Genomic DNA, 24,879 nt, shown 5'->3' on the forward strand with positions numbered 1-24,879 from the left:
CGCGGATCATGCTGGACGGCGGGATCGGCCTGCTGCGGACCATGCCGTCGCCGAAGCCGGAGGCGGTGGAGAAACTGCGGGCCGCGGCGAGGCGATGCCCCGGTGACGCGGGTGGAGATCAACGGCGAGCCGGCGACGATCGAGGCACTGCATCGAGCGGCCACCTGGGGTTACGGCAACTACACCTCGATGCAGGTACGCGGACGCGCGGTGCCCGGCCTGTCCCGGCACCTCGACCGGCTGCGTACCGGCTCGGCCGTGCTGTTCCCCGGCGCCGAACCGCTCGTCGGCGACCGGGTGCGGGCACTCGTCGACCGGGCGCTCGGCGACCTGGACGACGCCTCCGTCCGGGTCACCGTGCTTCCGCGCCCGGCTGACCGGGCCCGTACCGACGTGATGGTGTCCGTCTCCGAGCCGGTCAGCGACATCCCGCGCCCACCGCTGCGGGTCCGGACCGTGGCCTGCGAACGGGACCTGGCCGCAGTCAAGCACACGGGCACCCTCGCGCAGACCTTCCATCGGCTGGAGGCACAGCGGGCCGGTTTCGACGACGTACTCCTGGTCGCCCGCGACGGCTCGCACGCCGAGGGATCGGTCTGGAACATCGCTTTCTGGGACGGCGACCGCATCGTGTGGCCCGAGGCGCCCCTGCTGGACGGCATTGTCATGCAGGTGCTGCGCGACGGGCTGCGGGTCCTCGGCATCCCCGACACGACGCGCCGCCTGACCCGCGAGTCGCTGCGCGAGATGACGGCGGCCGCGGCGACCAACTCGCACTGCCCGGCCCAGCCGATCGGAGCGATCGACGATGTCGAGTTCCGCGGCGGCGAGGTGCTGACCGGCCTGCTGAGCCGGGCGTGGAAGGAAACCGCGTGGGAACCGCTCAGCTGACGGGCTGCACCGGCTGACGGAGGATCGTGCGCAGCCTGGCGGGCGGGACCCGGCGGGCGTCGCTCAGGTAGATCTCGTGATGCCTCCCGGTCATCCGCAGACCGCTGGCGGGGATGAACTCGTCGTGCATCCGGGCCAGGGTCTCCGTCTCGTCGTCATAGGACCCGATGTGCAACGTCTGCACACAGCGTCCTTCGGCGAGCGTCGCGAGGCGCACGCCGAAGGAGTGCCCGCCCGCGGCGGCGAACATCTCCTCGTCGATCCAGTCCGGCACCATGATCATCATGGTCCAGTCCCAGCGGCTCTTGTCCCGGGCGGACGTGAACGCCGCCATGTCGCCGGACCACCACAGGCCCTCCAGCGGCATGACGACGTAGTCGCGGCCCTGCTTCTTGGCCGCGAACTTGAGGCGGTACGCCAGCGGGTAGAGCGCCTCGGTGGCCTCGGTCATCACCCCGGTGTTGGGATCACCGTGGCCGTCGATCATCAGGTATTTCAGGTCCGGGACGTCGATGATGTCGAAGCGTCCGCTTCTCGCGGAGTAGGCCGCGATCTCCTTCTTGAAGTCGGTCTTGAGCGTCAACTGAGGGACTCCTCGGTGGAGGCGGGGCTCATGGTCGGGGCGTACTCGTATTCGCTGCCGCCGAAGCCCGCCTATGCCGGAGTCCGGTCGATGGGGAACTGCACCTCGGTGAGCAGTTCGTCCGGGGTGACCGTCTGCGGATCGTTGAGGTAGATCTCCCGCGGGGCGCCGTGCGATTTCGCGCCGTTTTCCTCGATCCACCCGGTGATCACGTGGTACGCCGGGGAGATCTCCTGGTATGGGCCGCGATGGACGGTCGAGGCGACCGGACCGCCGGGGATCTCGTGGTAGCGGACCGGGCCGTCGGGAAGTGTCGTGCCGGCCGGCACCGGGATGCAGATCTCGACGTCGCCCTCGCTCTTCTCGTCGATGATGTCGTGGTAGACGACGAACGGCGCACCCGCGGGCTGGACACCGGCCGCGCCGAGGGCGCCGACGACCGCGCCGAACCCCTGATGGATTGCGGCGCCGATGGTGGCCGGCCCGGCGTGCAGGGTCAGGCCCGCCACCGGAACGGCGAGGGACTGTTTGACGGTGACCTCGTACGGCATGATGTTTCCTCCTCGATCGATGAGACGTTCGAGGAACCGCAGCATCCGCTCCTGCTCGGTGAGCCGGGACCGCAGGCGTTCCCGGTGTGCCGCCAGCCGCTTGCCGGTGAGCCCGGGATCGTCGTCGGCGAGCAGGTCGCGAATCTCCCCGACCGGCATGTCGATGGCGCGCAGCACCCGGATCGCCTCGGCCGGTCCGGCCTGCGCCCGCCGGTAGTACCGGTAGCCGGTCGCCGGGTCGACCCACGCGGGGGTCAGCAGGCCCTGCTCGTCGTAGAAGCGCAGGGCCTTGATCGACAGCCGGCTCATCCGGGCGAAGCGACCGATTCCGATCAGATCGTCCATGCTCGGTTCCTCCTTCGCGTCCCAGGTTGAGGTCTCCCCGGACGGGAGAGTCAACTCATCCTGCCGAAGATTCGGCGGAACCGGCCCGGGAGACGATCAGGAACGGATGACGGTCGCCGAGCCGTTGGCCCGCGGCGACGGGATCAGGCTGCCGGCCGGGTTGTCGTCCGCCGCGAAGGTCACGCCCTTGCCGGCCATGAACCCGCACGCGGCCACGGTGTGCTGGCGCAGCAGCATCGACGTCGGCACCGGCGCGATCTCCCGCCAGGCGAAGCAGGCGCGGATGACCTCGGCGTGCGCCCCACCGCTGATCTCCCGGTCGGCTGACAGGATCGCCCGCAGGATGCCGTGGTAGGTGAGGAAGTCCGGCGAGACGGCACTCCAGGTGACGGCGAGCAGCCGGCCGAGGTAGTCGCGGGCGCGCAGCAGCGCATCCTTGAACGCGGCCTCGTTACCGGCGTAGGCGTCCGCGAACCCGGCCTGGATGTCGGCGAGATCGTGCGTGGTGCCGGGCAGGTTCGTCGACCGGGTCCGCAGGTCCTCGCTGATCAGTTTCTTCGCCACCAGATCCTGCTGGAACACCTCGACCATGGTGTCGAAGATCGCGCCGGTCAGCGGCAGCGACCGCTCGTGCGGCTGGTCGCCGACGTCGGACATGCGCCGCGAGTTCAGCGCCACCCGGATCTCCCGGCTGTCCGACAGCTCACCGACCCGGTCCAGGCCGTTGATGGTGAGCAGGTTGCCCTTCGTGGTGTCGAGCAGATGGTCGACGAGTGAGTGGAAGTGCAGCGACGCGACGATCGCGACCAGGTCACCGGCCGATTCGTGCATGCCGCCGTAGTCGATCCCCTCGTCGGTGGGGCTGCCCGGCACGCCGACCTCGGCGAAGATGATGCTGTGGCCCAGCTCGTGGGCCAGCACGTCGAAGTTCTCGCAGAACGGCCGGTCGTGGTCGATCGTCCCGTTCGGTTTCCGGCCGAACCCGAACTCCAGGAATCCGTAGCCGGACTGCGCGTTGTCCCATTCGATCAGGGGAATCAGCTCGAGACGGTCAAAATCGGATTCGAAATGCCATTGGATCGTACGTCCGAAGTAGTCCTCCCAGATGTCGAGGACCCGGCGGACCGTCGCGTACATGGTGGCGGCCGAGAATTCCCGGCTCGCCGGGTCGAGGTGATCGAAATGGCCGTCCTCGCCCGGCTGGACGGGCGGCCGCGCGGAGCCACGGAACGGCGGCCGGAAGAAGTTGTTGTACGGCAGCTTGCCGATCGCGTCGACCACGAACATCCGGTCGTCACCCGGTCCCGCCTGCATCGCGGAAGGTTCCACCGAGACCGTCACGGTCTCCGGCCCGGCGAAGAGCGGGCCGGAGCCGTCGGCCTTCCGGAGGAACCGGGGTTGCGGGAAGATCCGGAAGCGGGTGCCGACATCCGCAAGCCTGCGATCCAGTTCGAGGGACATGGGAGCCTCCGGCCGCCGTTGATTCCATTGAGGTCTCAAGACGATTCCTCCACCGCCCGGAAGTCAACGTGAGTGTCCAAGAACCATCCCAAAGCGAGTCGCGGACCGGACCCGGCGTCACCTGCCCGACGTCTGCAGGATCCCGCCGGACAGGTGCGGCCACCGGTTCACCCGATCTCGCCCACGGCCGGCCGGGCCGCCGCGATAGCGTGCTCCGATGACCGGTGGACCGGCCCGATTCGGCGGGCGTGACGACGTGGTACTGGCTGTGGTTCTGGACGTCGCTGATCTGGAACGGTCGGCGACGTTCTGGGCCGGTGTGCTCGGCTACGATCCCGGGCCGAGCTCGCCCGGCATCTACCGGCAGGTGCTGCCGGCCGACGGCAACGGCATCGAGCTGCTGCTGCAGAAGGTCGACGAGCCGCACTCCGGCAAGAACCGGATGCACCTGGACCTGCGGGTGCCCGACCTGGCAGCCGAGGTGGCCCGGGTGGAGGCGCTGGGCGCCCGCCGCCTGACCGAGGACCCCGTCGTGGAGCACGGCTGGACGTGGCACGTGCTGGCCGATCCGGACGGCAACGAGTTCTGCGTGCTCCAGCCACCGGCAGACCGCGAGCCGTAGCCCACGCCGGTTCCGCAGCGGGTTCTCCGTGCGCCGGCTACGGCCGGCGGGCGTCGCAGGCGCGCGGCGAGCGGGTGGCGTGCAGGGACGCCAGCAGTTCGAGACGGTCGGCGTCGGGACTGCCCGGCTCGGCGGTGCAGACCACCAGCACCGGCTCGGGACTGCCGGGCAGCGGGTAGGTGTCCCAGTCGAGGACGATGTCGCCGGCCCTGGGCGGCGGCCGAGGAGCTGACCGGCGTCAGCTATCTCGCACGGCGAGGACCCGCAGCAGCGCCTCGGTGAGGTGCTCGGTGGTCCGGTCGGCGGGCCAGCCCAGAGTGTGGGTGAGGTCGACGACCGCGCGCTCGTCGAAGACGGTGATCCACATCAGGACGGCGAACCGCACGTCCTGCTCCGGCACCCGGCCGGCGGTGATCGCCGCCTCCACCCGGCGGGCCAGCCGTTCGTAGAGGCCGCCGACGAACGGGTCGGCGGCTCCCCGCCGGGCCAGGACACCGCGCGGGGAGCGCACGTGGACGGCCGCGGCGCCCCAGCGTGAGGCCTGGGCGACCCATTCGCGGCAGATCGCCCGGATGTCGGCGACCGGGTCGGAGGTGGCCGGCAGCCGGTCGAAGGCATCGAGCAGGTCGGCGGTCAGGTCGGCCCAGAAGGCGTCGATCGCGCTGTCGGTGTCGGCGAAGTTGCGGTACGCCGTGGCGGTCGACACCCCGGCGAGTCCGGCGGCCTCCGCCAGGGAGAACGCGGTTCCCCGTTCGGCAAGCAGTTCTCCCACGGCGGCCAGCAGTGCCGCCCGTCGCAGCCGCGCGTCGCCGCGCCGTGGCTGCCGTTCCGCTCGTGTGCCTGCCGCCGACATGGGCCGATCTTAGGAGTGGGACGGATCACCGAGGATTCGCGGGCATGTAACAGGGCCGAAAAGGATCGCCCGCACACTGGGAAGTGAGAAAACATTCTCAGTTAACGGGGAGGCAGCATCATGACCACAAGGACCCGCGTCGCGGTGATCGGCGCCGGCGCGGTCGGCACGGTGGTCGCGGCGGCAGCGGTGGACGCTGGGCACGACGTGGTGGTGTGCGCGCGGCGGCCGCTGGACCGGCTGATCGTCGAGCGGGCCGACAGCGTCCGCGAGATCGACGTGCCGGTCCTGACCGACCCCGGCGACGCCACCGAGGTGGACTGGGTGCTGCTGGCCACCAAGGCGCAGGACGCGGCCGGCGCGGCGGCCTGGTTCGGCCCGCTGACCGGGCCGAACACCACGGTCGTCGTGCTGCAGAACGGCGTCGACCACGCCGAGCGGATCAGCCCGCTCGTGCCGCGCGGGACGCGGGTGCTGCCCGCCCTGGTCTACGTCGCCGCCGAGTCGCTCGGCTCCGGGCACGTGCTGCACCGGATGGGTGCGCGGATCACCGTGCCCGGCGCGCCGGGCACGGCCGACACCGGTGCGCGGCCGTCGTTCGACGAGCCGGCGCCCACGGCCGTGCGGGCGAACCCGCGGGCCACCGACCCGGCCGACCGGTTCGCCGCACTGCTGACCGGATCGTGGCTGCACGTCGAGCGGGTGGCCGACTTCCCCACGGCGGCGTGGCGCAAGCTGCTCACCAACGTCGGCGCGAACCCGGTCACCTCGCTCACCATGAAGCGGATGTCGGTGATCCAGCACGAGCCCGCCGTCCGCGATCTGACCCGGGCCCTGCTCGACGAGGCCATCGCGGTGGGGAAGGCGGCCGGCGCCCGGCTCTCCGACGCCGACCTGGAGCACACCATGGACATCTACGACGGGTTCGCCGGCGACGACGGCACGTCGATGCTCTACGACCGGATCGCCGGCCGCGCCACCGAGCACGAGCTGATCACCGGTGCCGTGGTCCGGCTCGGCGAGCAGCACGGCGTGCCCGTGCCGCTCAACCGGGCCATCCTCGCGCTGATGCACGGGGTCAACCACAAGTAGTCCGGTGACCGGCGGCCGTTCACCGCATCCGCACCGAGACGGCGGCGTCGACCGGGCCGGCCATGACCCGGACGACCTCGCCGTTGCGAGGAGTCCAGGCGACCAGGCCCTCGAGGTCGGTCCGCGCCAGCACGGTCTGGTCGTCGATCCAGTCGAGCACCGCGCAGCAGGCCTTGCTGCGCGGCGACTCGAGGGGGTCCCCCAGGTCCAGGACCGTCCGCAGCGCACCGTTGCGGGTGTCGACCACGATCAGCATCTGGGCGCCGCCCCGGAACTCCCGGCCCTGGTCGTCGATCCGGTCGCCCCAGGCCGCGACGGCGATGCGCCCGTTGCCGTCGGGGACGGCCTGGCCGTAGAACTCGGTGACGGCGAAGCCGGGGGGCAGGCCGCTCTGGTCGACCGGCATCTCCCGGACCGGTTTCGCCGAGCCCATCTCCCACACCCGGAGCACGTTCCGGCCGTCGATCTTGACGATCTCGGCCAGTTCCCCGCCGAGGACCGAGTTGCCGGCGCTGTTCCACCCCGAGACGGCGGCCGGCTCCCCGCTGATGGCGCCGGTGGCCAGATCGACCCGGGTCACTCCCGGGCCGTCGGCGCCGACCAGCACGGTGTCGGCGCCCCACCACATGACCTGCTCGTTCAGACCCGGCACCGGGAACCGGCGGGCCTTCGCCGTGGGCAGGTCGACGACGACGAGAGCCTGCGGCTGGGCGACCGCGACGCGACGCCGGTCCGGCGAGAGCGAGGCGACGCGCAACGGGTCCGCCTCGTTGCCTCCGGCGTCGCGGGTACGAACGATGTCGCCCACGTCGATGCGGGTCCACTCCCCCGCACTGTCGAGCACGTGCAGCGGGCGCAAGGTGCGGTCGGTCTCCCCGGCACGCTCCTGGGCCACCATGACCGCCTGCTGCACGGGGTGCTCGGACAGGGTGCGGGCGCCGGCCGGGATCGCGAAGGCCGCCGGCAGCGGGGCGATCGTCCGCCGGGACGGGTTCGCCGCGATCGAGGTGACTGTCGTGAGCGGCGGCGTGGACGGCGACACGGTGCTGGACAGCATCGGCGGAGTCTCCGGGCGCCCGGCGTTCAGCGGGATCGCCACCGCGGCGATCACGACGGCGACGGCTGCTCCGGTGAGCAGTTGACGCGTACGGCGTACCCGCCGCGATCTTGCCCAGGCCGTCGCGGCGAGTGACGGCGGCGCGACGCCCGCGGAGGTCTCCTCGAAAAGCTCTGTGAGCCGGTTGGTCGTCATCGTCAGCCCTTCCCGACCATTTCCCCGAGTTCCGGCGCCAGCTCACGCAGTTTGCGCAGAGCGGCGTTCGCCTGACTTTTCACCGTGCCGACCGTGACGCCGAGGATCTCCGCGGTGCGGGCCTCGGTGAGGTCGTCGAAGTACCTGAGCACCAGCACCGCCCGCTGCCGGGGCGGCAGCCGGCGCAGCGCCGCCTCGAAGACGAGCCGGTTCGGCAGGTCGTCGCGGTCACCGGTGCGGTCGGGCGGGGCGGCACTGAGGTCCTCACGCCGGAAGCGGCGCCACCAGGAGACGGCGTCGCGGTACATCACGGTGCGCAGGAACGCCTCCGGGTCACCCTCCCGCACCCGGTTCCAACGCAGGGCCAGCTTCACGAGCGCCCCCTGCAACAGATCCTCGGCGAGGTGGTGGTCACCGCAGACCAGGTACGCCGAGCGCAGCAGCCGATGCTGCCGGCTCTCGACGAAGGCGGCGAAGTCTGTGTCCACGTGTATCGAACGCATGGGGACCTCTGGATGGTTGGGCGACTGACGAAACCGGCATTGACAATGTGCTGAAATCGATTCCAGACTGACCCCGCCGATCGATCGACATCGAAGATCAGGGGGCGGCCGCCATGGCGGTGACGATAAAGGACGTGGCCCGAGCGGCCGGCGTCTCCGCCTCGTCGGTGTGCCGGGCACTCGCACACCCCGGCCAGGTGCGGCCGGAGACCCGGGAACGCGTCGAGCGTGCGGTCCGCGAGCTGGACTATCTGCCGAACCGGGTGGCCCGCAGCCTGATCACCGGGCGGACCGCGAACATCGGCGTGGTGCTGCCCGACCTGGCGAACCCGTTCTTCCCCACCGTGGTCAAGGCGATACAGACACAGGCACGCCGCTTCGACTACGCGGTGTTCCTGAGCGACACCGACGAGGACGCGGACCTCGAGGTGCCGCTGATCCGGGCGATGACGCCACAGGTGGACGGGTTCCTGCTGTGCTCGCCGCGGGCCGGTGACGAGGAGCTGCGGTCGTTCGCCGGGGAGCGGCCGATCGTGGTGCTCAACCGGCGGGTCACGCCGTTCCCGTCGGTGACCGCGGACGGTGCCGGCGGCATGCGGCAGGCCACGGCACATCTGCATGCGCTGGGACACCGGCGGGTGGCGTACGTGGCGGGACCGCGCGCCTCCTGGTCCCACCGGCAACGGCTCCGCGGCCTGCGGGCTGCCGTCTCCTCGTACGACATGGAATTGATCGAGATCGGCAGCGCCGCGCCCACCGTGGAGGGTGGGATCGCCGCGGCCGACCCGGTCGTCGCCTCGGCGGCGACCGCCGTGCTCGCCTACAACGACCTGATCGCCATGGGTCTGCTGAACCGGTTCCGGGCCCGGGGTGTCGCGGTCCCGGAACGGATCAGCGTGGTCGGCTTCGACGACATCCTGCTCGCCGGGCTGGTCAGCCCGGCTCTCACCACCGTCGCGATCGCCAAGGAACAGATCGGCCGTGCCGGTGTGGATCTGTTGCTCGACCTGATGTCGGGGCGTCCGGCCGCCGCCCGGCGGGTACTGCCGACCCAGCTCATCGTCCGCGGCTCCACCGGCCCGCGTTCGTCGATCCGACCCAGCCCGTCGCTCGCGTGAAGGAGGACCCGGAGTGAAGATCGTCGACGCACGGGTGATCGTGACCTGCCCGGACCGCAACTTCGTCACCCTCAAGATCATCACTTCGTCCGGCGTGTACGGGGTGGGCGACGCCACCCTGAACGGGCGGGAACTGGCCGTGGCCGCCTACCTCACCGAGCACGTCGTGCCCGCCCTCATCGGGCGCGACGCCTCGCGGATCGAGGACACCTGGCAGTACCTGTACCGCGGGGCGTACTGGCGTCGCGGGCCGGTGACGATGTCGGCGATCGCCGCCGTGGACACCGCGCTGTGGGACATCAAGGGCAAGGTGGCCGGGCTGCCGGTCTACCAGCTGCTCGGTGGCCGTTCCCGGGAGGGCGTGACCGTCTACGGCCACGCCAACGCCTCGTCCGTCGACGACGTCCTGATGGAGGTCGCGGACTATGTGGCGCTCGGGTACAAGGCCGTCCGGGTGCAGACCGGGGTTCCGGGGCTGGAGAGCACCTACGGCGTCGGCAAGGACCGGATGTTCTACGAGCCGGCCGACGCCGCTCTGCCGACGGAGAACACCTGGTCGACCCCGCACTACCTGGAGCATGTGCCGACCGTGTTCGCCGCCGTCCGCGAGGAGTTCGGGCCCACCCTGCGGCTGCTGCACGACGTGCATCACCGGCTGACCCCCATCGAGGCGGCCCGGCTGGGCAAGAGCCTGGAGCCGTACCACCTCACGTGGATGGAGGACCCGGTGCCGGCCGAACTGCAGGAGGGGTTCCGGCTCATCCGGCAGCACACCACCACCCCGATCGCCGTCGGCGAGGTGTTCAACACGATCTGGGACTGTCAGCAACTGATCACCGAGCAGCTCATCGACTACATCCGGGCCACCGTCGTGCACGCCGGGGGCATCACCCACCTGCGCCGGATCTTCGACCTCGCGGCGCTGCACCACGTCCGCAGCGGCTCACACGGGGCCACCGACCTCTCCCCCGTCTGCATGGCCGCGGCACTCCACCTCGACCTGGCCATTCCCAACTTCGGGCTGCAGGAGTACATGCGGCACACCCCGGCCACCGACGCCGTGTTCCCGCACGGCTACCACTTCGCCGACGGGTATCTGCACCCGTCCGAGGAGCCGGGGCTCGGTGTCGACATCGACGAGGAGCTGGCCGCGCGGTATCCGTACCGCCCGGCCTCCCTCCCGGTGAACCGTCTCCAGGACGGAACCATGCACAACTGGTGACCGGTCTACTTCTTCTTTCCCCGGTGGGAGGGCGTGGGCAGGCTGGACGGCCGGCCCGGCGGCTTGCGGCTGCGATCGGGCGAGGCCGAGGGCGTGCCGGTGTCGTCGAGTGCCCTGCAGTAGGCGGCGATGTCCTCCTCGGAGCCGGCTGCTTCGGCCAGCTCCGCGTACCAGGGGGCGTCGCTCGGCCGTGGTGCGGCCGCCCAGGCACGACACCATCCCGCGGGAACCGCCGCGGCCGACGGCGACGCGGAAGGTCTCGTCGTGGCGGACTTCGTGGCGGACCTTCTCGGGGCCGGGGTCGCACTGGCCCGCGGTACGGCATCGGTGGGTTGCGGGCTCCGGACCGGCGCCGGGACGCCGAGCCCGGAGAACACGTCGTGCGCCCGCTGTTGCGCGGCCTGGGGCAGGTGACCTCCGCGCGCCGCCACCGCGGTTCCCGTGCCCGCCAGCAGCAGCACGGCGGCGACGTTCACGACGACCGGCCGCGCGGTCCGTGACCGCCGTGCCCGGCCGGCCGGCTGCGGTACGGCCGCACCGTGAGCGGCGGCGATTTCGACTTCCCGGCGCAGCCCGGTGGTTCCGGCTTTCCGGCGCGACCCGGCGGTTCCGGCTTTCCGGGCCTCGGCGGCTCCGGCTTTCCGGACCTCGGCGGCGAAGGCGGCGACCACGGCTTCGCGGCCGGCCAGTTCGTCCTCGGTGGCGGGGGCGTTCGCGGCCGCCAGCAGTTCGGCCAGGCCCCGGTGGGCGGGACCGGGCTGTTCCCCGGCCGCCCATCGGCCGGCCTGGTCCGCATCAACCATGGGGGATCGCCGCATACGCATCGCGTGACGGAGAGCGTCGAGCAGCCGCATCGCGTTACACCTCCTCGGCCACGAAGGTGGCCTTCGCCTCGTTGCGGGCCCGGACATCGGGATGGATGGCGAGGCGGCGTAATCCGCGCATGGTGGCGATGCGTACCGCACCGGGGCGTTTGCCGAGCACCTCGGCGGTGGTGGCGACGTCGAGACCGATGACGACGCGGAGCATGACGGCCTCGGCCTGGTCCCGCGGCAGGCCGGCGATGACGTCCAGTGCCCAGCTGGTGCTGAACCGCTCCTCGGTCTGCAGGGCGGCGTCGGGGGCGTGACCTCTGGCCTCGATCGTCCCGGCGGAGTCCTCCCGCCGGCGCCCGGCGCGACGCAGATGGTCGACACCGCGGTGCCGGGCGACCCGGAACAGCCAGCCGCGGAACTCACCGGGACCACCGGAGAAGCGCCTCAGGCCCCGGGCGACCTGCAACCACGTCTCGGAGGCGACGTCCTCGGCGAGGTCACCGACCACGACCCGCAGGTATCGCAGCACGGCCGGATGCAGGGCCGACCAGAGGACGGCGAACGCGGTCTCGTCACCGTCCCGGGCGGCGGCCAGCGCACCGCCCAACTCGTCATCGGTCATTCCCACAGAACTCCCCCGGTCAACAGGGGAGCACACGCTACACGGCTCCCCGATTCGCCCGGGGGTAACGCTACGAGGACACGTGACGCTCTTCTTCCCGGGGCGCCGGCCGGATGCCGGCGCCGACACGTCAGTGGGGCCAACGGGTCTCGCCGGCGCCGACGACTCCGGGCGAGGGGATGCAGTGGACATCAGATGCCGGCACGAGGGCACGACCACCCGGCTGCTCCTGGACGGGGAACTCGACCTCGCCTCGGCGCCGCTGCTGGCCGAGCACGTCGACCGCGAGCTCGCCGCCCGCCAGGTCCAGCGCCTGATGGTGGACCTGGCGGAGGTGACCTTCTGTGATTCGGCCGGCATCGAGGCGCTGCTGGCCGCCCGGATCGCCGCCACCGAACACGCCGCGACGCTGCGGGCGATCAATGCGACCGGTCTGACCCGGCGCACCCTGGAGATAACCGGGATGCTCGACTTCTTGAGCGGCACGGACTGAGCCGGAATACTTCCTGACACCCCGTCCCGCGTACGCCCGCCAGGTGATCGCCGGTGAAGTGCCGGTCGTGCTGACCCGACACCGGAATCCTCCGGTGCCGCCGTCAGAACACCGGCGGCCCGGGCGTCGGGACCTGTTCCGACAGATCGATACGGAATCCTTCGGAATACGGTCCCCACACGAAGGAGATGCCGTCGGGCGAGCTGAACTCGTTACTGTTCCGATAGACGGCGCTCATGGAGAGCTTCCGGTTCGGTTTCACCGAGACGGTTCCCTCCCGGCCGTCCTCGCACCGGGTCTCGATCAGCTTCCCGCTGTGCGGAGGATTGTGCTTCCCGAATGTCAGAGTGGCCCCGGTTCGCCGTCCGGAAGCCGGGCCGTCGACACGATCGCAGTCGTAGGTGACACTCCCGCCGGTGACGTTTGTCGCGAACGCATGGATGATCACCTCGTCACCGGTGACACGCAGGTGGTCGTAGCCCATGTAGAAATCCACGGGAACGCCACCGTGCCGCGATCGCACCTTGTTCACCATGCCGATCCGGTAATAGCCCTCGGGAAGGGGCTCGAGCTTCGCCGCTCGGGCATTGTTCATTCCTTCGCCGATGCGCGTGAGCACCGACGGAACGATCACACAGATCGTGAATCCGATTCCCACCAGGACCCACCACAGGCAGCCCGCCCGGCCACGCGCACCAGCCATGGAAACTCCAATTTCTGCAAATCGCCGGAGTCCACCACAATAGACGCGCGTACCGTCAATTCTTCGTTTCGATCTCGGCGCGCATGTCGGGGAAGTCGCCCTTTACGTCCACGGCGGTCTCGTAGAAGTAGAGGATCATGCCGACACTGCCCTCGTCGGCCCAGCCGCAGAGTGCCACGTCCTCCTTGCCGACCACGGTGCTGCCGCACTGGGCCACGCCGCCCAGGTCGCCGGTGCTCGCGGGGGTGACGTTGGTGAGCTGGCTCTCGCCGCTGAACGACTGGAACACCGTGTCGAGCATCCGCTGCGGGTCGTCGATGTCGACCTCGGCCGCGAGCGCCGCAGTCAGCTTCTTGTCGGCCAGTTTGCCGTAGACGGCTCCGAACGCGTTGGCCGCGCCGGGATAGCCTTCCAGCTCCTTCTCCAGGTCCGTGGTGAGCGAGGACAACTCGTCGGCCTCGATCTTGGGCTGGCCGTTCAGCGTGTCCGGCTCACGGATGGTGATCTCGTCCCCGGCCGGCTGCACCGTCGGGGACGGGCTGGGCGTCGCACCGTTGCCCTGCCGGGAGCCGTTGCCGCCGGTATCGGCGAGGTTCTCGCTGACCAGGTAGAAGACGGTGCCGCCGCCCACGAGCAGAACCAGCGCGATGGCCGCCGACAGCAGGGTGATCGCCACTGTCCGGGACCCGCGCGCCGGCTGCGGAGGTGCGGCCACCGGGAAATGGGGCTGCCCATGGCCAGGCTGCCCATGGCCGTAGCCGGGCTGCCCATGCCCATAGCCGGGCTGGCCGTAACCCGGCTGGCCGTAACCCGGCTGACCGCTGACCGGCTGGCCGTAACCGGGCTGACCGCTGACCGGCTGGCCGTAGGCGGGCTGGCCACTGGCGGGCTGGCCGTAGGCGGCCTGACCACCTGCGGCCTGACCACCGGCCGGCTGGCCGGCGCCTGGCTGGCCGTAGTCGGGCGAGCCGTAGGACGGGGGCGTGTGTTGCGGCGAGTCGTACGGGTCGACAGGCGGCGGGAGCGGTTCGCCGGATGACGGCGGGTAGGGCGGTTGCCCGGGCGGCGGGGGGTATGTCATCGACGCTCCAGTATTCGAACTGTCGGTGGATCCTACCGACGGCTGCCGTGGTGGTCCCGCACCGAATGGGGCGACGTCAGTCACCCGCGGCCCGATTCACCCGGCGATCCGCCCGTGGCGTCCCGTCCGTGGGCATTTCAGCGCTATCGCCCCCGGTGTTCATTCTTACCCGCCGGCCCGGTGCCGCGTCAGGCGGGCAGGCCGGCCGCCAGTTCCTTCAGGGCTTTGGACGCGCCCGCGGTCAACGGTTCGCCGTGGCCGGGCAGGATCGCTTTGATGTCCATGGCGGCCAGCTTGCGGATCGAGGTGTTGGCCAGTTCCTCGTTGGCGGTGTACTGAGGGTCGGAGCCTTCGAGGCCTCCGGTCGTACGGAGTGCGTCGCCGGCCACGAGGACGCCGGTGGCCGGTTCGAAGACCGAGATGTGGCCCAGCGTGTGGCCCGGTGTGTCGATGATGCGCATCCCGAAGATCTCGTCGCCGTCGGCCAGGGGTTTGAGTTCCCGGGGCGAGAGGATCGAGCCGAGGTCGCCGGCTCCGGCGTGGATGGTGGCCTTGACGAGCGGGGCCACCTCGGCGAGGCCGCCGACGTGGTCGTCGTGCAGGTGGGTGAGCACGATGTGCTTCACCGACCGCCATCCGGCGCCGGCCGCCTTGAGCGCTTCCTCGATCCTGGATTCCGAGCCCACGGTGCCCAGGTCGACGATCGCCGCCTCGTTGCCCCGGACCAGGATGTACGCGGCCACGCCCATCTGCACCCGTCGCCAGTCGCCGGCCACCGCCCCGCTGGCCGCCGGTACGGGTGGCTCCGGTGAACCGGCCGGTGGCGATGACGGTCCTGATGACGAGCAGGAACCGAACACGGTCACCCCGATCGCGCCGGCCCCGGCCGTGAACAGCAGCCGCCTGCGCGAGAGCCACAGATCCCCCATGACCGTCGATTGAAGCAGTCGAATGTGGTCGCGGCCACAACTTCTTGCCCAGTGGTGACCCGCTCCTGATAAGTTGGCACTGCCAAATAGTTACGGATTCAAGGAGTTCCGATGTCCCGTCTCGCCACCGTCGACCCCACCACCGCCGAGGGCCAGGCACGCACCCTGCTCAGCCGGGTCGAGCGCGCCCTCGGAGTCACGCCCAACATGATGCGGGCCATGGCGAACTCGCCCGCCGTGCTCGACGCCTACCTGCAGTTCTCCGGCGCCCTGTCCAAGGGCCTGCTGCCGGCCCCTGTGCAGGAGCAGATTGCCCTGGTCGCCGCGGTGCAGAACGAGTGCGGCTACTGCCTCGCCGCGCACACCGTGCTCGGCGCCAGGGCCGGTGTCTCCGACGACGATCTGGTCGCCGGCCGTGACGCCCGCGCCTCCGACCCCAAGGTGGAGGCCGCACTGACCTTCGCCAAGCAGATCATCGCGAGCAAGGGCTTCGTCAGCGACGAGGATCTCGCGGCGGTTCGCCGGGCCGGTTACGGCGACGGGGAGATCGGTGAGATCGTCGCCGCGGTGGCGCTCAACACCTTCACGAACTACTTCAACTCAGTCGGGCAGACCACGCTCGACTTCCCGGCCGTCGAGGGCGTCGCCACGCGCGACTGATCAGCCACTTCTTCGTGACCTAAATACTAGGCAGTGCCAAGTTCGCCCCGGCCGCAGATGGCCGGGGCGAATACTTGTCAGTGCCAACGAACGTACGATGGGCGGGACGAGCGAGAGGACGGTTCCCATGGCGGACGTGCCCGGAATGCCGCCGACCGGCCAGTTCCTGGTCGGACTGGCCCGGCTCGGCCAAGCCGTGCGGATGGAGGCGTGGCGCAACGCCGGGCCGCACAACCTGTCCCCGCTGCAGGCCGACATCGTCGTCCTGCTGCACGGCCGGGACCGCCCCCTCCGGCAGGGCGAGATCGTCGCGGCCCTCGCGTCCACGCCGCCCACCGTGTCGGACGCGGTGAAGGTCCTGCGCAAGAAGGAACTGCTCGACGCCACCCGTGACCCCGGCGACGCCCGGGCACTCCTGCTCGGCCTGACCGCGGCCGGCCACGAGGAAGCCGGCCGGCTGAACGTCCAGTCGGCGAAGCTGAGCGACGCCGTGTCGACGCTCGCGCCCGACGACTTCGCCGCGATGCTGCGCGGCATGACGACGCTGATGCGCGAACTGCAGGACCGCCGTGCCATCCCGGTCTCCCAGATGTGCCTGACCTGCCGCTTCTTCGTGCCGCGCGCCCATCCGGACCCGGTGCGCCCGCATCACTGCAACTTCGTCGATGCGCCCTTCGGCGACGCGGAGCTGCGGGTCAGCTGCCCCGATCATGAGGCCGCCGGCCGATAACCCGCGCCGCTCCGCTTCGCGAGTCCGCCGGCCTGAGCGCTCCGGTAGGTACCGCAAGCGTCGGTGGCCACGGCCGGTTCCAACGCTCCCGGAACGGGATCACGCCGTACGGGCAGCCGCCGCCGGACGGTGACGGCTGCCCGTGGCGTCACCAGGTCATGTCGAGCTGCCGCTGGAATACGCGGTATCCGGCGCGGGCGAAGGCCGCTGCCATCGGCACGTTGCCGACGTCGGTGGCGGCCCGGATCCGCGGCACGTCCTGCGCCGCGAGCACACGGGTGCCCTCGGCGAGCAGGTCGTCGATGTGGCCCTGTCCCCGGTGCGCGGGAACCACCGCGATGTAGGCGATGATCGGGTTGTAGCCGTTGTGCGCGGGGATGACGAAACCGACGGGCTCACCTCCGGGGAGGGTCGCGACCCGCCACCATTCCCGCGGGCTGGTGTATCCGGTCAGCTCGGTACGGTACTGCTCCGCGGCTGCCTCGCGCGGTGTCATCCTGGTCAGCTCGTCGCGGCTGTGCGCGTCGAGAGTGCCGTCCAGCACGAGCTCCATGAGGTCGATCAGTTCGCCGGCGTCCCGTGGCGCCCGGAACGTGAGCCGCCCCGACGGGCCGGGGACGGGTGTTCCGGGATCCCATTGAAGGCGCAGGCGCTCGACGAACGGCTTGGCACCGCATCGTTCGAGCACGGTCATCCAGGTGTCGGTGCCGGAACGCCGCCAGTCGGCCGGCAGGAACCGGGTGTATTCCGGCGCGGGATCCGGCAGTGCGGTCTCGACGAGGCGGACGGCGTCGTCGAGGTGGCCGTCGGCGACGTCGAGAATGTCCATGACCAGCGGATGGTCGTCGCCGGGACGGGACCACCAGGCGGCCCGGGCGGTGACCCGGTCGCCGCGCAGGGCCAGCCACAGCCACTCGGGGCGCCGGCGGCCGGCGGCGAGGTCGCCGGCGATCTCTGCGTTGAGGGTGTACGGGAAGGAGTTGAAGAGGTCCAGCTCGCCGGGCATGACCGCCGGGCGGATGGTCAACGGTGTCAAGGCGTTCTCCGGGAGAGAGGCGCCCGCTCCGCTCCGGGCCGGCAGGTCAGCCGTCTGCCCGGGAGGAGGCGAGCGCGGTGTGGGTGCGGTACATCGCTCAGCCCTCCTTCCTGTGTCGATGAGTCGGTCGCCGAGTTCACCAGAGTGCTGCGTGATCCGCCACCGATTTATCGAGCACCAAGAATGTCAACGAAAGATTGACTTCTACGCCCTTGCCCTGGGGAAACGTCCGCTTCTAGCCTGAGTCGCACCGACTCAAGTCTGGGAGGCTGCCGGTGAGCGGGTTGACGCGGGCGATGAGCAGCCGGAACGCGAGGGCGTACCTCGGCGCCGTCGTCGTGTCCGGGTTCGGCACCAGCGCCATGATGCTGGTAGCCGGGATCTGGGTGATGACGCTGACCGGCTCCAGCAGTCTCGCGGCCTGGGTCGGCTTCCTGATGTGGGCCCCGACGCTGGCCGGGCCGGTCATCGGCGCCATGGTGGACCGGGTGCCGCAGCGGCGCCGGGTGATGGTCGGCGCCAATCTCGCGATGGGCCTGCTGCTTCTGCTCCTGTTGCTGGTGCGCGACGACACCGACGTCTGGCTGATCTTCGCGGTGATGGCGGTCTACGGCATCAGCTTCGTGGTTCTCGACGCCGCCGAGACGGCGGTGCTGCCCGCGGCGATCCCCGCGGGCCTGCTCGGCGACGTCAACGGTCTGCGGATGTCGGCCTCCGAGGGGATGAAACTGGCGGCCCCGCTCATCGGGGCGGGACTGTTCGTCCGGATCGGTGGCGCCGGCGTGGCGATCCTCGACGCGCTGACGTTCTTCGCGGCCGCCGCGTTGTTCCTGCTCGTCCGGCCCGGCCCGATCGCCCGTGAACCCGAGGTAACGCCCTGGCGGCAACGGGTCGCGGAGGGCGGCCGGCAGCTGTGGCAACGGCCGGTGCTGCGCCGGATCGTGTTCTCCGGGACATCGGTGATGTTCCTCGCCGGCCTGACCGGCACCACGGTGTTCGCCGTCGTGGACGAGGGCCTGCACCGGGCACCGGCGTTCGCCGGGGTGCTGTCCGCGGTGCAGGGTGCCGGATCGCTGGCCGCGGGCTTCCTCGCCGGCCCGCTCCAGCGCCGGGTCCGGCCGCACCTGTTCGTCGGGGTGGGCATCGCGCTGTTCGCCGCCGGCATGGTGCTGCGGGCCATGCCGTCGCTTCCCGCGGTGGCTGCCTCCTCCGTACTCGCCGGGGTGGCCCTGCCGTGGGTCCTCATCGCGATCGCGACCGTAATGCAGCAGGATGTTCCGGCCCGGTATCTCGGGCGGGTGTCCGGAACTGTTCAGCTGCTCACCTTCGCGCCGGGCGCGGTCGGGCAGGCGCTCGGCGCGACGCTGCTGGCGGTGGCCGACTACCGTCACATGCTCGGCGCCGCGGCGGCCGTCGGCGCGGTGACCTCGGTGCTCTGCCTGCGGCCGGCCGGTCGCCACGGCAGTCGAGTCCCTGAGGAGTGCCCGCATGTCCGTACAGCTGCGAAAGATCGTCCCTGATGACGCGAAGCGTCTTGCGGTGCTGCTCGGGCACCTCGGCTATCCCACCGGCGAGGACACCGTGCGTGAGCGCCTCCGCGACTGGGCGGACGATCCGGCGGGCCATCTGATCGGTGCCGAGGCGGACGGTGTCCTGGTCGGGGTGGCGGCGCTGCACACCATGCCGATGCTGGAGGTGGACGGACGGCTGGGGCGGCTGCTGGCGCTGGTCGTCGACGAGGATCACCGTGGCCGGGGCATCGGGGAATCGCTGGTCACGGCCGCGGAGGCGCTGGCGCGTACCGCCGGGTGTGTCCGGATGGAGATCACCTCCAGCCGTCACCGGGTCCGGACGCACGACTTCTACCAGCGCCTCGGCTACGAGGACCGGTGCCCGGCGAGCGCGAGATTCCTCAAAGGCCTTTGACGGTACGTCAGCCGAGCGCCCGCCCGGACCAGGAGCCGCCGACGAACCGCTGAGCCTCGTCGTCCGGATCCGCCTCCCCCACCGCGTCGGCCCACTTCTCCGCGTCGTCAAGCGGCCGGTAACCGATCGCCCGGCCGCCCGCCTCCGACCACCACCGGCGGGTGTTCGCCGAGACGCCCCAGACCAGCCGCCAGCCGGTGGCCGTCAGGGCGGCCTCGACGAGCCTGGCCATGTCGTCCGGGGACAGCCAGACCGACAGGTCACGCGGGGCGGACGGCCGCTCGGCGCACTTGCCGATGCGCAGGCAGATGACGTGCAGACCGTACCGGTCGTGGTGCAGGCGCCCGAGCGACTCGATCGCGGCCTTGCTCCAGCCGTAGTACGTGTCCGGCCGGGCCGCCACGTCGTCCGGCAGCCCGCCGGGTCCGGCCTCGTCGCGGGACTGGAGACCGGCCGCGTGATTGCTCGACGCGAGGATCACGCGCGGCACGCCCGCCCGGTGCGCGGCGGTGAGCACCTGCTCGGTACCGCGCACGTTGACCGCAAGCAGGTCGTCGAACGGCGCCTCACGCGGGATGCCGCCGAGATGCAGGATCGCGTCGGCGCCCCGCGCGGCCCGCTCCACCGCGGCGACGTCGGTGACGTCGAGCCGCTGCACACCGTCGCCCGGATCCAGATCGGTGAGTCGCAGTTCATGATCGCCCAGCCGGTTGCGGAGCATCCCGCCGATCCGCCCGGACGCCCCGGTCATCAGAATCGTTGCCATGTCCCGCTGATTCCCCCGGCCCGGGCTCGATCAACACCCGGTTTCCGGCCCGCGAGATGCCGGTCACGGCCCGCCTGACCAAAGATCATCCGCGGGTACGGGTACGCATTCACGAGCACGAGCACGAGCACGAGCCGGCCGAGGCGCTGGCCTGCTGCTCAGGCTTCTATCCGGCGCACCAGGGCAGCAACTCGGGAACACCCGCCCGGAGAATCGCGGGGGTCCCGTTCGGCGACGAACCGGCCGTCGAAGGGCCAGCCCCGCTCCTCTGACAGCAGGAACCGCAGGAAATGCGGCAGATCGCTGCCCACCAGGTAGCTGTAGTCGTTGGACCTGGTGCACCTGCGGATCAGCCAGATCAACAGCTGCAGCCCCTGCGTCGACGGCGGCGTGAAGAGCCTGCGCAAGGCCGGCACCAGCGACGAGCGGATCGGTCTCGTACCGGCCTGGCGGGAGACCCCGTACTACAGCGAGGAGGAACGGGCCGCGCTCGCGCTGGCCGAGTCGGTGACCCGGCTCGCCGACCGTACCGACGCGGTCCCCGACGACGTGTGGGACGCGGCCGCCGACCACTTCAACGAGGAGCAGCTGGCCTCGATCCTGCTGTGGATCGCGGTGACGAACCTGTTCAACCGGCTCAACGCCCCGATCCGCCAGACCGCCGGGACGTGGTGACCCCGATGAACGCAGTTCGCGCCCACACGTACCGCGTCGATCCGGCCGACCTGGAGGAATTCCTGGCCAGGCGCGCCTCAGATCCTTGCGGCCCGGTCCGGATCCCATGCCGGAACCGGGCCACAAACCTTTCCCCGGTACGGCCACGAGCACGCATTCGCGATCCGCGGCCATCGCCGCCACCGCGAACACGAAATCATTCTCGTAGCCGATGTGAGTGCGGCCCCATGAAGAACCACATGCAATTCGCCGAAGGCGCGCCGCCGGTACGCGAGCCACAGTCGGGGAAGTGGCTGTTGACTCGACCCGGCTGGCTACTTGATCATGGCGCAATGGGCTTTGAGACCGTTTATCGCTCGTCGCCGGCCTGCCTCGAGGTCGCCGACGACGGCAGTCGCGCATGAACATCGCCGGCCTTCCGTTCGGCACCACCGACTGGAACACGGTCGAGTCGAGCGAGCATGCGGGCGTCTCGGGGACCGCGTCGTGGCGCACCCGCCGGTTCGGCGACATGCGGGTGCGGATGGTCGAGTACAGCCCGGGGTATCTTGCAGATCACTGGTGCACGAAGGGCCATATCCTGCTCTGCCTCGAGGGCGAGCTCGACACCGAGCTGGCCGACGGCCGACACTTCAGACTCACTCCCGGTGTCAGCTACCAGGTCGCTGACGACGCCGAGCCGCACCGGTCGTCCACGAGTTCGGGCGCTCGGATCTTCATCGTCGACTGATTCGGAGCGTTCGCAACAGCTACGGCGTATCCAAGGGACCCTTCAACTCGAGCTCGATAGCGCTGTTGCGCATGCCCGCCGCCTGGTTTGCCGTGATCGGGGCCACCGTAGAACTCAGGTCCGTGCGTAGGGCGGTGGTGGCGGCGCCGCCGAGCCGTCGTGCGCAGCGACCCACGCGTCGTGCAGCCACATGTACGTGCCGCGGCGGCCCTCGTCGCGGTCCCAGGTGACGCCACGCTCGTACGTCACGATGCGGGCGTCTGGACCGACAATGACCCAGGTGTACCGGCCGTCGGCGTGCCGCGTCTTGACCTTGATGCCGGCAATGGTTCGAGTGGTGCCTGCGGCGTCGGTGATCGTCTCGTCGTGCCGGTCGACCCACTGCACTGCGAGTGCGTCGGCGTGCACACGGTCGACGCGTCGCAGGAACGCGAAGGCGACGCGTTCGGCGTCGTCCTTGTTGGGCAGGTCTCCGGGCGCGGTGACCGTCAGGTTGGTGAATCCCAGGAGCGTGCCGTCGTCGCTGACGACGGTCGTGGCATGCGGTCCACCGAGCCGGTAGCCGGCTCGCTGGAAGCGGACCACGGAAACGGCGGAGGTGTCGTGCCGCTCGCGTCTGGTGCGGGCGACGGGGAGGTCGGCAGGAACGGCGAGTCCTGCGGCGGCCAGGGCGCGTTGCGCCCGGTCCGTAGTCGGTTGTTCGGCGGTGGACGACATGGCGCCTCCGGACGGTTGAGGGGTGGTGGGGGTATCGGGAGCAGAGGTGCTCCGCGCCGGCGGCGGTGGGGCAACGTGCGCATCGGCGCAACCAGCTAGTGTGCCGACAAGGACGAGACCGATCGCCGGCAGCAGGGCACCGCTCTTCATGCTGCGCCCCCTGCTGGGGCGTTGCCTGCCGGGGCAACGGCTACCGCGTCGATCTCCACCTGGACGCGTGGGTCGAACAAGGCGGCGACTCCGATGAGAGCGCTGGCGGGCCGGGAGCCTGGCGCTATCCAGCGGTCGCGCACCGCGCGGATGGTCTCCAGCGATCGGTTCGGGAGATCTCGTACGTAGATCGTCACGCGCGCCAGGTCTGCCGGTGCCGCGCCGGCCGCGGCGAGCGCTGCCACCAAGGCGGCGAAGGCTTGGTCGAGTTCAACGTCGAAGTCCTCTGGAACATCCGCAGCGTCGTTCAGCGCCGTCTGCCCGGACACGAAGAGGAGACCTCCGGCGACATGGACGACGTCCGAGATTCCGGGTACCGCACCAGGCAACCGGGTTACCACCCGACCGCTGGGCGGATTTCCCTCGACGCTGTTCGCATCTGTGGCTCCTGCTGGATCCGACCTGATGTGCATGTCGCTCCCCTCGTCCAACTAACTAGTTGGTTTCTAAGGCATGCTCGCGAGGAAGTCAACTAGACAGTTGGTAATGTCCACGCCATGGCACGTGACAGCGCTGCGACGAGGAAGGCTCTACTGGACGCCGCTGTGCACGAGTTCGCCGAGTTCGGCTTGGCCGGCGCCCGTGTGGACCGGGTGGCCCGGCGGGCCGGCGTCAACAAGGAGCGGATCTACAGCAACTTCGGCGACAAGGAAGGCCTCTTCGCCGAGGTCCTCAGCGTGGAGCTGGCTCGACTGGCGGCCGCCGTGCCGCTCTCGGTGCCCGAGGGCACCTATTCGCTCGGGAACTACGCGGCGGACGTCTTCGACTACCACCGCACCCATCCGCACCTGCTGCGCCTGCTGCACTGGGAGGCGCTGGAGGCTTCCGAGGGGACAGCCGCCAACGACGAAGATCGCCGGCGCGGGTACTCCGAGAAGGTGGCGGCACTGCGCGAGGCTCAGCGGACCGGTCGCCTCCCCGAATCCCCGGACGGCGCTCTGCTGCTCTACGCGGTGGTCGCTCTCGCAGCATGGTGGCACGCGGTCCCGCAGGTCGCGCGCATGATGCTTGGCCCGCTCGCGGACGACCCCCGCGCGCAGCGTGACGAGTTGGTCCGCCTGGTCGATCGACTGACCAAGCCTGCTGACCGTTGACCCAGCCGCCGACGGCTCAGGGTGCGGGCGGGCCGCCGAGCTCAGAGTCCCGCGTCGAGATGGTCGCACGGATTCGCGGTACCGGGAACCGGCAGCACGGTCACCCGTTTGCCTCCTTTGTGCCGGGATCGATGTCGGCGTCGCACACAGTTTCCAAGTTGGTCAACGCACTGATCTACCGCCGTGAGCGTGCAGAACGCGGCACGGCCGGTAATCCTTCGTGGGTCGCCGTGGACCCGGATAGGCTCGGCGGATGATCAATATGGCCGTGCGTGGTGACAGTGGCAACGTCGTCGCGACCGCCAAAGCCGGGTGGAGTGGACGGCTTGCTTCGATGTCGGACAGGCGGCGTTTCAACGCTCGCATCGCTTCCATCGGGGTCTTGCCGTCGGCGAGTTTGCGCCGGTAGTAGCGACGGCCTTCGGTGTCACGACGGAGCTGGACGACGGCCATGATGTGCAGGGCGCGGTTGATGCGCCGGTTCCCGGCCTGCGAAAGCCGGTGGCGGTTCTGGTCGCCGGAGGAAGCGTCGATGGGTGCGGTGCCGTTCCAGGACGCGAAGTGGGCACGGCTGGCAAACCGGGCGATGTCGCCGATCAGCCGGACGGCGCCGGACGGGCCGATCCCGGTGGGTTCCTGCAGCGTACTGCCGGTGGAGGCAACCAGATCGGGCAGCTCGGCGTTGGCGAGCTTGATCTTCTTGTCGATCGTGACAAGCTCGTGGATCAACTCGGACGCCAGCCAGCGGCGGGTCTTGCCGACGAGATCCCGCGGCCGGACAGTGTTGAGCAGAGCGCGGGGCTGCTGGGCGGACAGGAACTTCTTCGCCCCACCCGGGATGAGCTCGAGCAGCAGGTGATGCAGCCGGGACACGACTTCGGTGCGGGTCCGGCCGAGCTGGTCCCGGCGGTCGGCCAGCAGCCGCAACGCCACCGTGGTGTCATCGGCCTGGACCTGCCCTTGCCGAGGACACGTTCACGCTGGTCGATGACCTCGATGGTGGCCGATCGTTTGTGCGGGTCCACTCCGATGACGACGCTGGACATCTGCCTGTCCCTTCCTGCTCCGACCTGTGGTGTCGGCGGGAGGGCAGCGCTACTTTGAGCTGGGCATACCTCCTCTGGAGCCGCTCCGCGCCGCGGTGACCGGCAGGGCGCATGCCAATTGAGAGCCACACCAAAACCTACGGTGGGCGGCCG

31 protein-coding genes and 1 pseudogene are annotated in these 24,879 nt (G+C 70.3%); 15 read left to right on the plus strand and 17 right to left on the minus strand.

Annotated elements, in window-relative coordinates; genetic code table 11:
• Positions 1–102 precede the first annotated feature (102 nt).
• Positions 103–891 (plus strand): aminotransferase class IV, encoded by a 789-nt coding sequence (locus AB0G04_RS32320; RefSeq protein ID WP_360990484.1) that lies wholly within the window; start codon positions 103–105, stop codon positions 889–891.
• Here the strand turns inward: AB0G04_RS32320 and AB0G04_RS32325 are convergent.
• The 3 genes from AB0G04_RS32325 to AB0G04_RS32335 form a co-directional block, all read right to left on the minus strand.
• Positions 884–1,474: a GyrI-like domain-containing protein gene (locus AB0G04_RS32325; protein WP_360990487.1), complete on the minus strand. Its 591-nt coding sequence runs from the start codon at positions 1,472–1,474 to the stop codon at positions 884–886. The genes AB0G04_RS32320 and AB0G04_RS32325 overlap by 8 nt on opposite strands.
• Positions 1,475–1,545: 71 nt before the next feature.
• Positions 1,546–2,370 (minus strand): MerR family transcriptional regulator, encoded by an 825-nt coding sequence (locus AB0G04_RS32330; protein WP_360990489.1) that lies wholly within the window; start codon positions 2,368–2,370, stop codon positions 1,546–1,548.
• A 96-nt stretch (positions 2,371–2,466) separates the two neighbouring features.
• A complete protein-coding gene (locus AB0G04_RS32335) occupies positions 2,467–3,831 on the minus strand; it encodes a hypothetical protein (protein WP_360990492.1) in 1,365 nt (454 codons plus the stop codon).
• A gap of 217 nt (positions 3,832–4,048) precedes the next feature.
• Here AB0G04_RS32335 and AB0G04_RS32340 point away from each other — a divergent pair, with 217 nt between their 5' ends.
• On the plus strand, positions 4,049–4,453 hold the full coding sequence (locus tag AB0G04_RS32340; protein WP_360990495.1) for a VOC family protein: 405 nt from the start codon (positions 4,049–4,051) through the stop codon (positions 4,451–4,453).
• A 37-nt stretch (positions 4,454–4,490) separates the two neighbouring features.
• Here AB0G04_RS32340 and AB0G04_RS32345 read toward each other — a convergent pair.
• Both AB0G04_RS32345 and AB0G04_RS32350 read right to left on the minus strand, forming a co-directional pair.
• Positions 4,491–4,655, minus strand: a pseudogene (locus tag AB0G04_RS32345) (XRE family transcriptional regulator); the annotation flags it as partial.
• 36 nt (positions 4,656–4,691) lie between these two features.
• The gene (locus tag AB0G04_RS32350) at positions 4,692–5,306 is read right to left on the minus strand and encodes a TetR/AcrR family transcriptional regulator (protein ID WP_360990498.1); all 615 of its coding nucleotides are present in this window, start codon (positions 5,304–5,306) and stop codon (positions 4,692–4,694) included.
• A 120-nt stretch (positions 5,307–5,426) separates the two neighbouring features.
• Here AB0G04_RS32350 and AB0G04_RS32355 point away from each other — a divergent pair, with 120 nt between their 5' ends.
• A complete protein-coding gene (locus AB0G04_RS32355) occupies positions 5,427–6,398 on the plus strand; it encodes a 2-dehydropantoate 2-reductase (protein WP_360990500.1) in 972 nt (323 codons plus the stop codon).
• A 19-nt stretch (positions 6,399–6,417) separates the two neighbouring features.
• On the opposite strand, the gene AB0G04_RS32360 is transcribed toward AB0G04_RS32355, so the two are convergent.
• Entirely contained in the window at positions 6,418–7,650 is a 1,233-nt protein-coding gene (locus tag AB0G04_RS32360) for a hypothetical protein (protein ID WP_360990503.1), read from the minus strand.
• Between the two features lie 2 nt (positions 7,651–7,652).
• A complete protein-coding gene (locus AB0G04_RS32365; RefSeq protein ID WP_360990506.1) occupies positions 7,653–8,138 on the minus strand; it encodes a SigE family RNA polymerase sigma factor in 486 nt (161 codons plus the stop codon).
• 128 nt (positions 8,139–8,266) lie between these two features.
• On the opposite strand from AB0G04_RS32365, the gene AB0G04_RS32370 reads away from it, so the two are divergent.
• The gene (locus AB0G04_RS32370) at positions 8,267–9,271 is read left to right on the plus strand and encodes a LacI family DNA-binding transcriptional regulator (RefSeq protein ID WP_360990509.1); all 1,005 of its coding nucleotides are present in this window, start codon (positions 8,267–8,269) and stop codon (positions 9,269–9,271) included.
• Positions 9,272–9,284: 13 nt separating this feature from the next.
• Positions 9,285–10,493: a D-mannonate dehydratase ManD gene (gene manD, locus AB0G04_RS32375; RefSeq protein WP_360990512.1), complete on the plus strand. Its 1,209-nt coding sequence runs from the start codon at positions 9,285–9,287 to the stop codon at positions 10,491–10,493.
• A gap of 5 nt (positions 10,494–10,498) precedes the next feature.
• Here manD and AB0G04_RS32380 read toward each other — a convergent pair whose 3' ends face one another.
• Together AB0G04_RS32380 and AB0G04_RS32385 are read right to left on the minus strand one after the other, a co-directional pair.
• Positions 10,499–11,296 (minus strand): hypothetical protein, encoded by a 798-nt coding sequence (locus AB0G04_RS32380; RefSeq protein ID WP_360990515.1) that lies wholly within the window; start codon positions 11,294–11,296, stop codon positions 10,499–10,501.
• A gap of 55 nt (positions 11,297–11,351) precedes the next feature.
• Positions 11,352–11,930: an RNA polymerase sigma factor gene (locus AB0G04_RS32385; RefSeq protein ID WP_360990518.1), complete on the minus strand. Its 579-nt coding sequence runs from the start codon at positions 11,928–11,930 to the stop codon at positions 11,352–11,354.
• A 184-nt stretch (positions 11,931–12,114) separates the two neighbouring features.
• On the opposite strand from AB0G04_RS32385, the gene AB0G04_RS32390 reads away from it, so the two are divergent.
• Positions 12,115–12,423: an STAS domain-containing protein gene (locus tag AB0G04_RS32390; RefSeq protein WP_360990521.1), complete on the plus strand. Its 309-nt coding sequence runs from the start codon at positions 12,115–12,117 to the stop codon at positions 12,421–12,423.
• A 103-nt stretch (positions 12,424–12,526) separates the two neighbouring features.
• Here the strand turns inward: AB0G04_RS32390 and AB0G04_RS32395 are convergent, their stop codons facing one another.
• Both AB0G04_RS32395 and AB0G04_RS32400 read right to left on the minus strand, forming a co-directional pair.
• Positions 12,527–13,042, minus strand: coding sequence for a hypothetical protein (locus tag AB0G04_RS32395; protein WP_360990524.1), 516 nt, complete (start codon positions 13,040–13,042; stop codon positions 12,527–12,529).
• A 139-nt stretch (positions 13,043–13,181) separates the two neighbouring features.
• Positions 13,182–13,802, minus strand: coding sequence for a hypothetical protein (locus tag AB0G04_RS32400; protein WP_360990526.1), 621 nt, complete (start codon positions 13,800–13,802; stop codon positions 13,182–13,184).
• 57 nt (positions 13,803–13,859) lie between these two features.
• On the opposite strand from AB0G04_RS32400, the gene AB0G04_RS32405 reads away from it, so the two are divergent.
• Complete coding sequence (locus AB0G04_RS32405) at positions 13,860–14,165, plus strand: hypothetical protein (RefSeq protein ID WP_360990528.1); 306 nt, start codon at positions 13,860–13,862, stop codon at positions 14,163–14,165.
• A gap of 230 nt (positions 14,166–14,395) precedes the next feature.
• Here AB0G04_RS32405 and AB0G04_RS32410 read toward each other — a convergent pair whose 3' ends face one another.
• A complete protein-coding gene (locus tag AB0G04_RS32410) occupies positions 14,396–15,136 on the minus strand; it encodes an MBL fold metallo-hydrolase (protein WP_360990531.1) in 741 nt (246 codons plus the stop codon).
• 111 nt (positions 15,137–15,247) lie between these two features.
• Here AB0G04_RS32410 and AB0G04_RS32415 point away from each other — a divergent pair, with 111 nt between their 5' ends.
• Complete coding sequence (locus tag AB0G04_RS32415; RefSeq protein WP_360990533.1) at positions 15,248–15,796, plus strand: carboxymuconolactone decarboxylase family protein; 549 nt, start codon at positions 15,248–15,250, stop codon at positions 15,794–15,796.
• A 127-nt stretch (positions 15,797–15,923) separates the two neighbouring features.
• Positions 15,924–16,526 (plus strand): MarR family winged helix-turn-helix transcriptional regulator, encoded by a 603-nt coding sequence (locus tag AB0G04_RS32420; RefSeq protein WP_360990535.1) that lies wholly within the window; start codon positions 15,924–15,926, stop codon positions 16,524–16,526.
• A 148-nt stretch (positions 16,527–16,674) separates the two neighbouring features.
• On the opposite strand, the gene AB0G04_RS32425 is transcribed toward AB0G04_RS32420, so the two are convergent.
• Complete coding sequence (locus tag AB0G04_RS32425; protein ID WP_360990538.1) at positions 16,675–17,562, minus strand: GNAT family N-acetyltransferase; 888 nt, start codon at positions 17,560–17,562, stop codon at positions 16,675–16,677.
• 275 nt (positions 17,563–17,837) lie between these two features.
• On the opposite strand from AB0G04_RS32425, the gene AB0G04_RS32430 reads away from it, so the two are divergent.
• Positions 17,838–19,082, plus strand: a complete 1,245-nt coding sequence (locus AB0G04_RS32430) for an MFS transporter (RefSeq protein ID WP_360990541.1) — start codon at positions 17,838–17,840, stop codon at positions 19,080–19,082.
• Positions 19,051–19,488, plus strand: a complete 438-nt coding sequence (locus tag AB0G04_RS32435) for a GNAT family N-acetyltransferase (protein WP_360990543.1) — start codon at positions 19,051–19,053, stop codon at positions 19,486–19,488. Before AB0G04_RS32430 ends, AB0G04_RS32435 begins: the two co-directional genes overlap by 32 nt.
• 7 nt (positions 19,489–19,495) lie before the next feature.
• On the opposite strand, the gene AB0G04_RS32440 is transcribed toward AB0G04_RS32435, so the two are convergent.
• On the minus strand, positions 19,496–20,254 hold the full coding sequence (locus AB0G04_RS32440; RefSeq protein ID WP_360990545.1) for an NAD(P)-dependent oxidoreductase: 759 nt from the start codon (positions 20,252–20,254) through the stop codon (positions 19,496–19,498).
• 56 nt (positions 20,255–20,310) lie between these two features.
• Between AB0G04_RS32440 and AB0G04_RS32445 the strand changes: the two genes are divergently transcribed.
• From AB0G04_RS32445 to AB0G04_RS32455, 3 genes are all read left to right on the plus strand, one after another.
• Positions 20,311–20,526, plus strand: coding sequence for a hypothetical protein (locus tag AB0G04_RS32445; protein WP_360990548.1), 216 nt, complete (start codon positions 20,311–20,313; stop codon positions 20,524–20,526).
• 64 nt (positions 20,527–20,590) lie between these two features.
• Positions 20,591–20,929, plus strand: a complete 339-nt coding sequence (locus tag AB0G04_RS32450; protein WP_360990809.1) for a carboxymuconolactone decarboxylase family protein — start codon at positions 20,591–20,593, stop codon at positions 20,927–20,929.
• Positions 20,930–21,329: 400 nt separating this feature from the next.
• Positions 21,330–21,659: a DHCW motif cupin fold protein gene (locus tag AB0G04_RS32455; RefSeq protein ID WP_360990550.1), complete on the plus strand. Its 330-nt coding sequence runs from the start codon at positions 21,330–21,332 to the stop codon at positions 21,657–21,659.
• Positions 21,660–21,773: 114 nt separating this feature from the next.
• On the opposite strand, the gene AB0G04_RS32460 is transcribed toward AB0G04_RS32455, so the two are convergent.
• Positions 21,774–22,376: a hypothetical protein gene (locus AB0G04_RS32460; RefSeq protein WP_360990552.1), complete on the minus strand. Its 603-nt coding sequence runs from the start codon at positions 22,374–22,376 to the stop codon at positions 21,774–21,776.
• Positions 22,377–22,522: 146 nt separating this feature from the next.
• Positions 22,523–22,999 carry a RidA family protein gene (locus AB0G04_RS32465; protein WP_360990555.1) on the minus strand — a complete coding sequence of 159 codons (477 nt, stop codon included), beginning with the start codon at positions 22,997–22,999 and terminating at the stop codon, positions 22,523–22,525.
• A gap of 84 nt (positions 23,000–23,083) precedes the next feature.
• Between AB0G04_RS32465 and AB0G04_RS32470 the strand changes: the two genes are divergently transcribed.
• Positions 23,084–23,680: a TetR family transcriptional regulator gene (locus AB0G04_RS32470; RefSeq protein WP_360990558.1), complete on the plus strand. Its 597-nt coding sequence runs from the start codon at positions 23,084–23,086 to the stop codon at positions 23,678–23,680.
• A 162-nt stretch (positions 23,681–23,842) separates the two neighbouring features.
• On the opposite strand, the gene AB0G04_RS32475 is transcribed toward AB0G04_RS32470, so the two are convergent.
• Complete coding sequence (locus AB0G04_RS32475) at positions 23,843–24,613, minus strand: transposase (protein ID WP_360990561.1); 771 nt, start codon at positions 24,611–24,613, stop codon at positions 23,843–23,845.
• Positions 24,614–24,879: the final 266 nt, after the last annotated feature.

It is taken from the genome of Actinoplanes sp. NPDC023801, from assembly GCF_040639655.1.
Classification (GTDB): domain Bacteria; phylum Actinomycetota; class Actinomycetes; order Mycobacteriales; family Micromonosporaceae; genus Actinoplanes.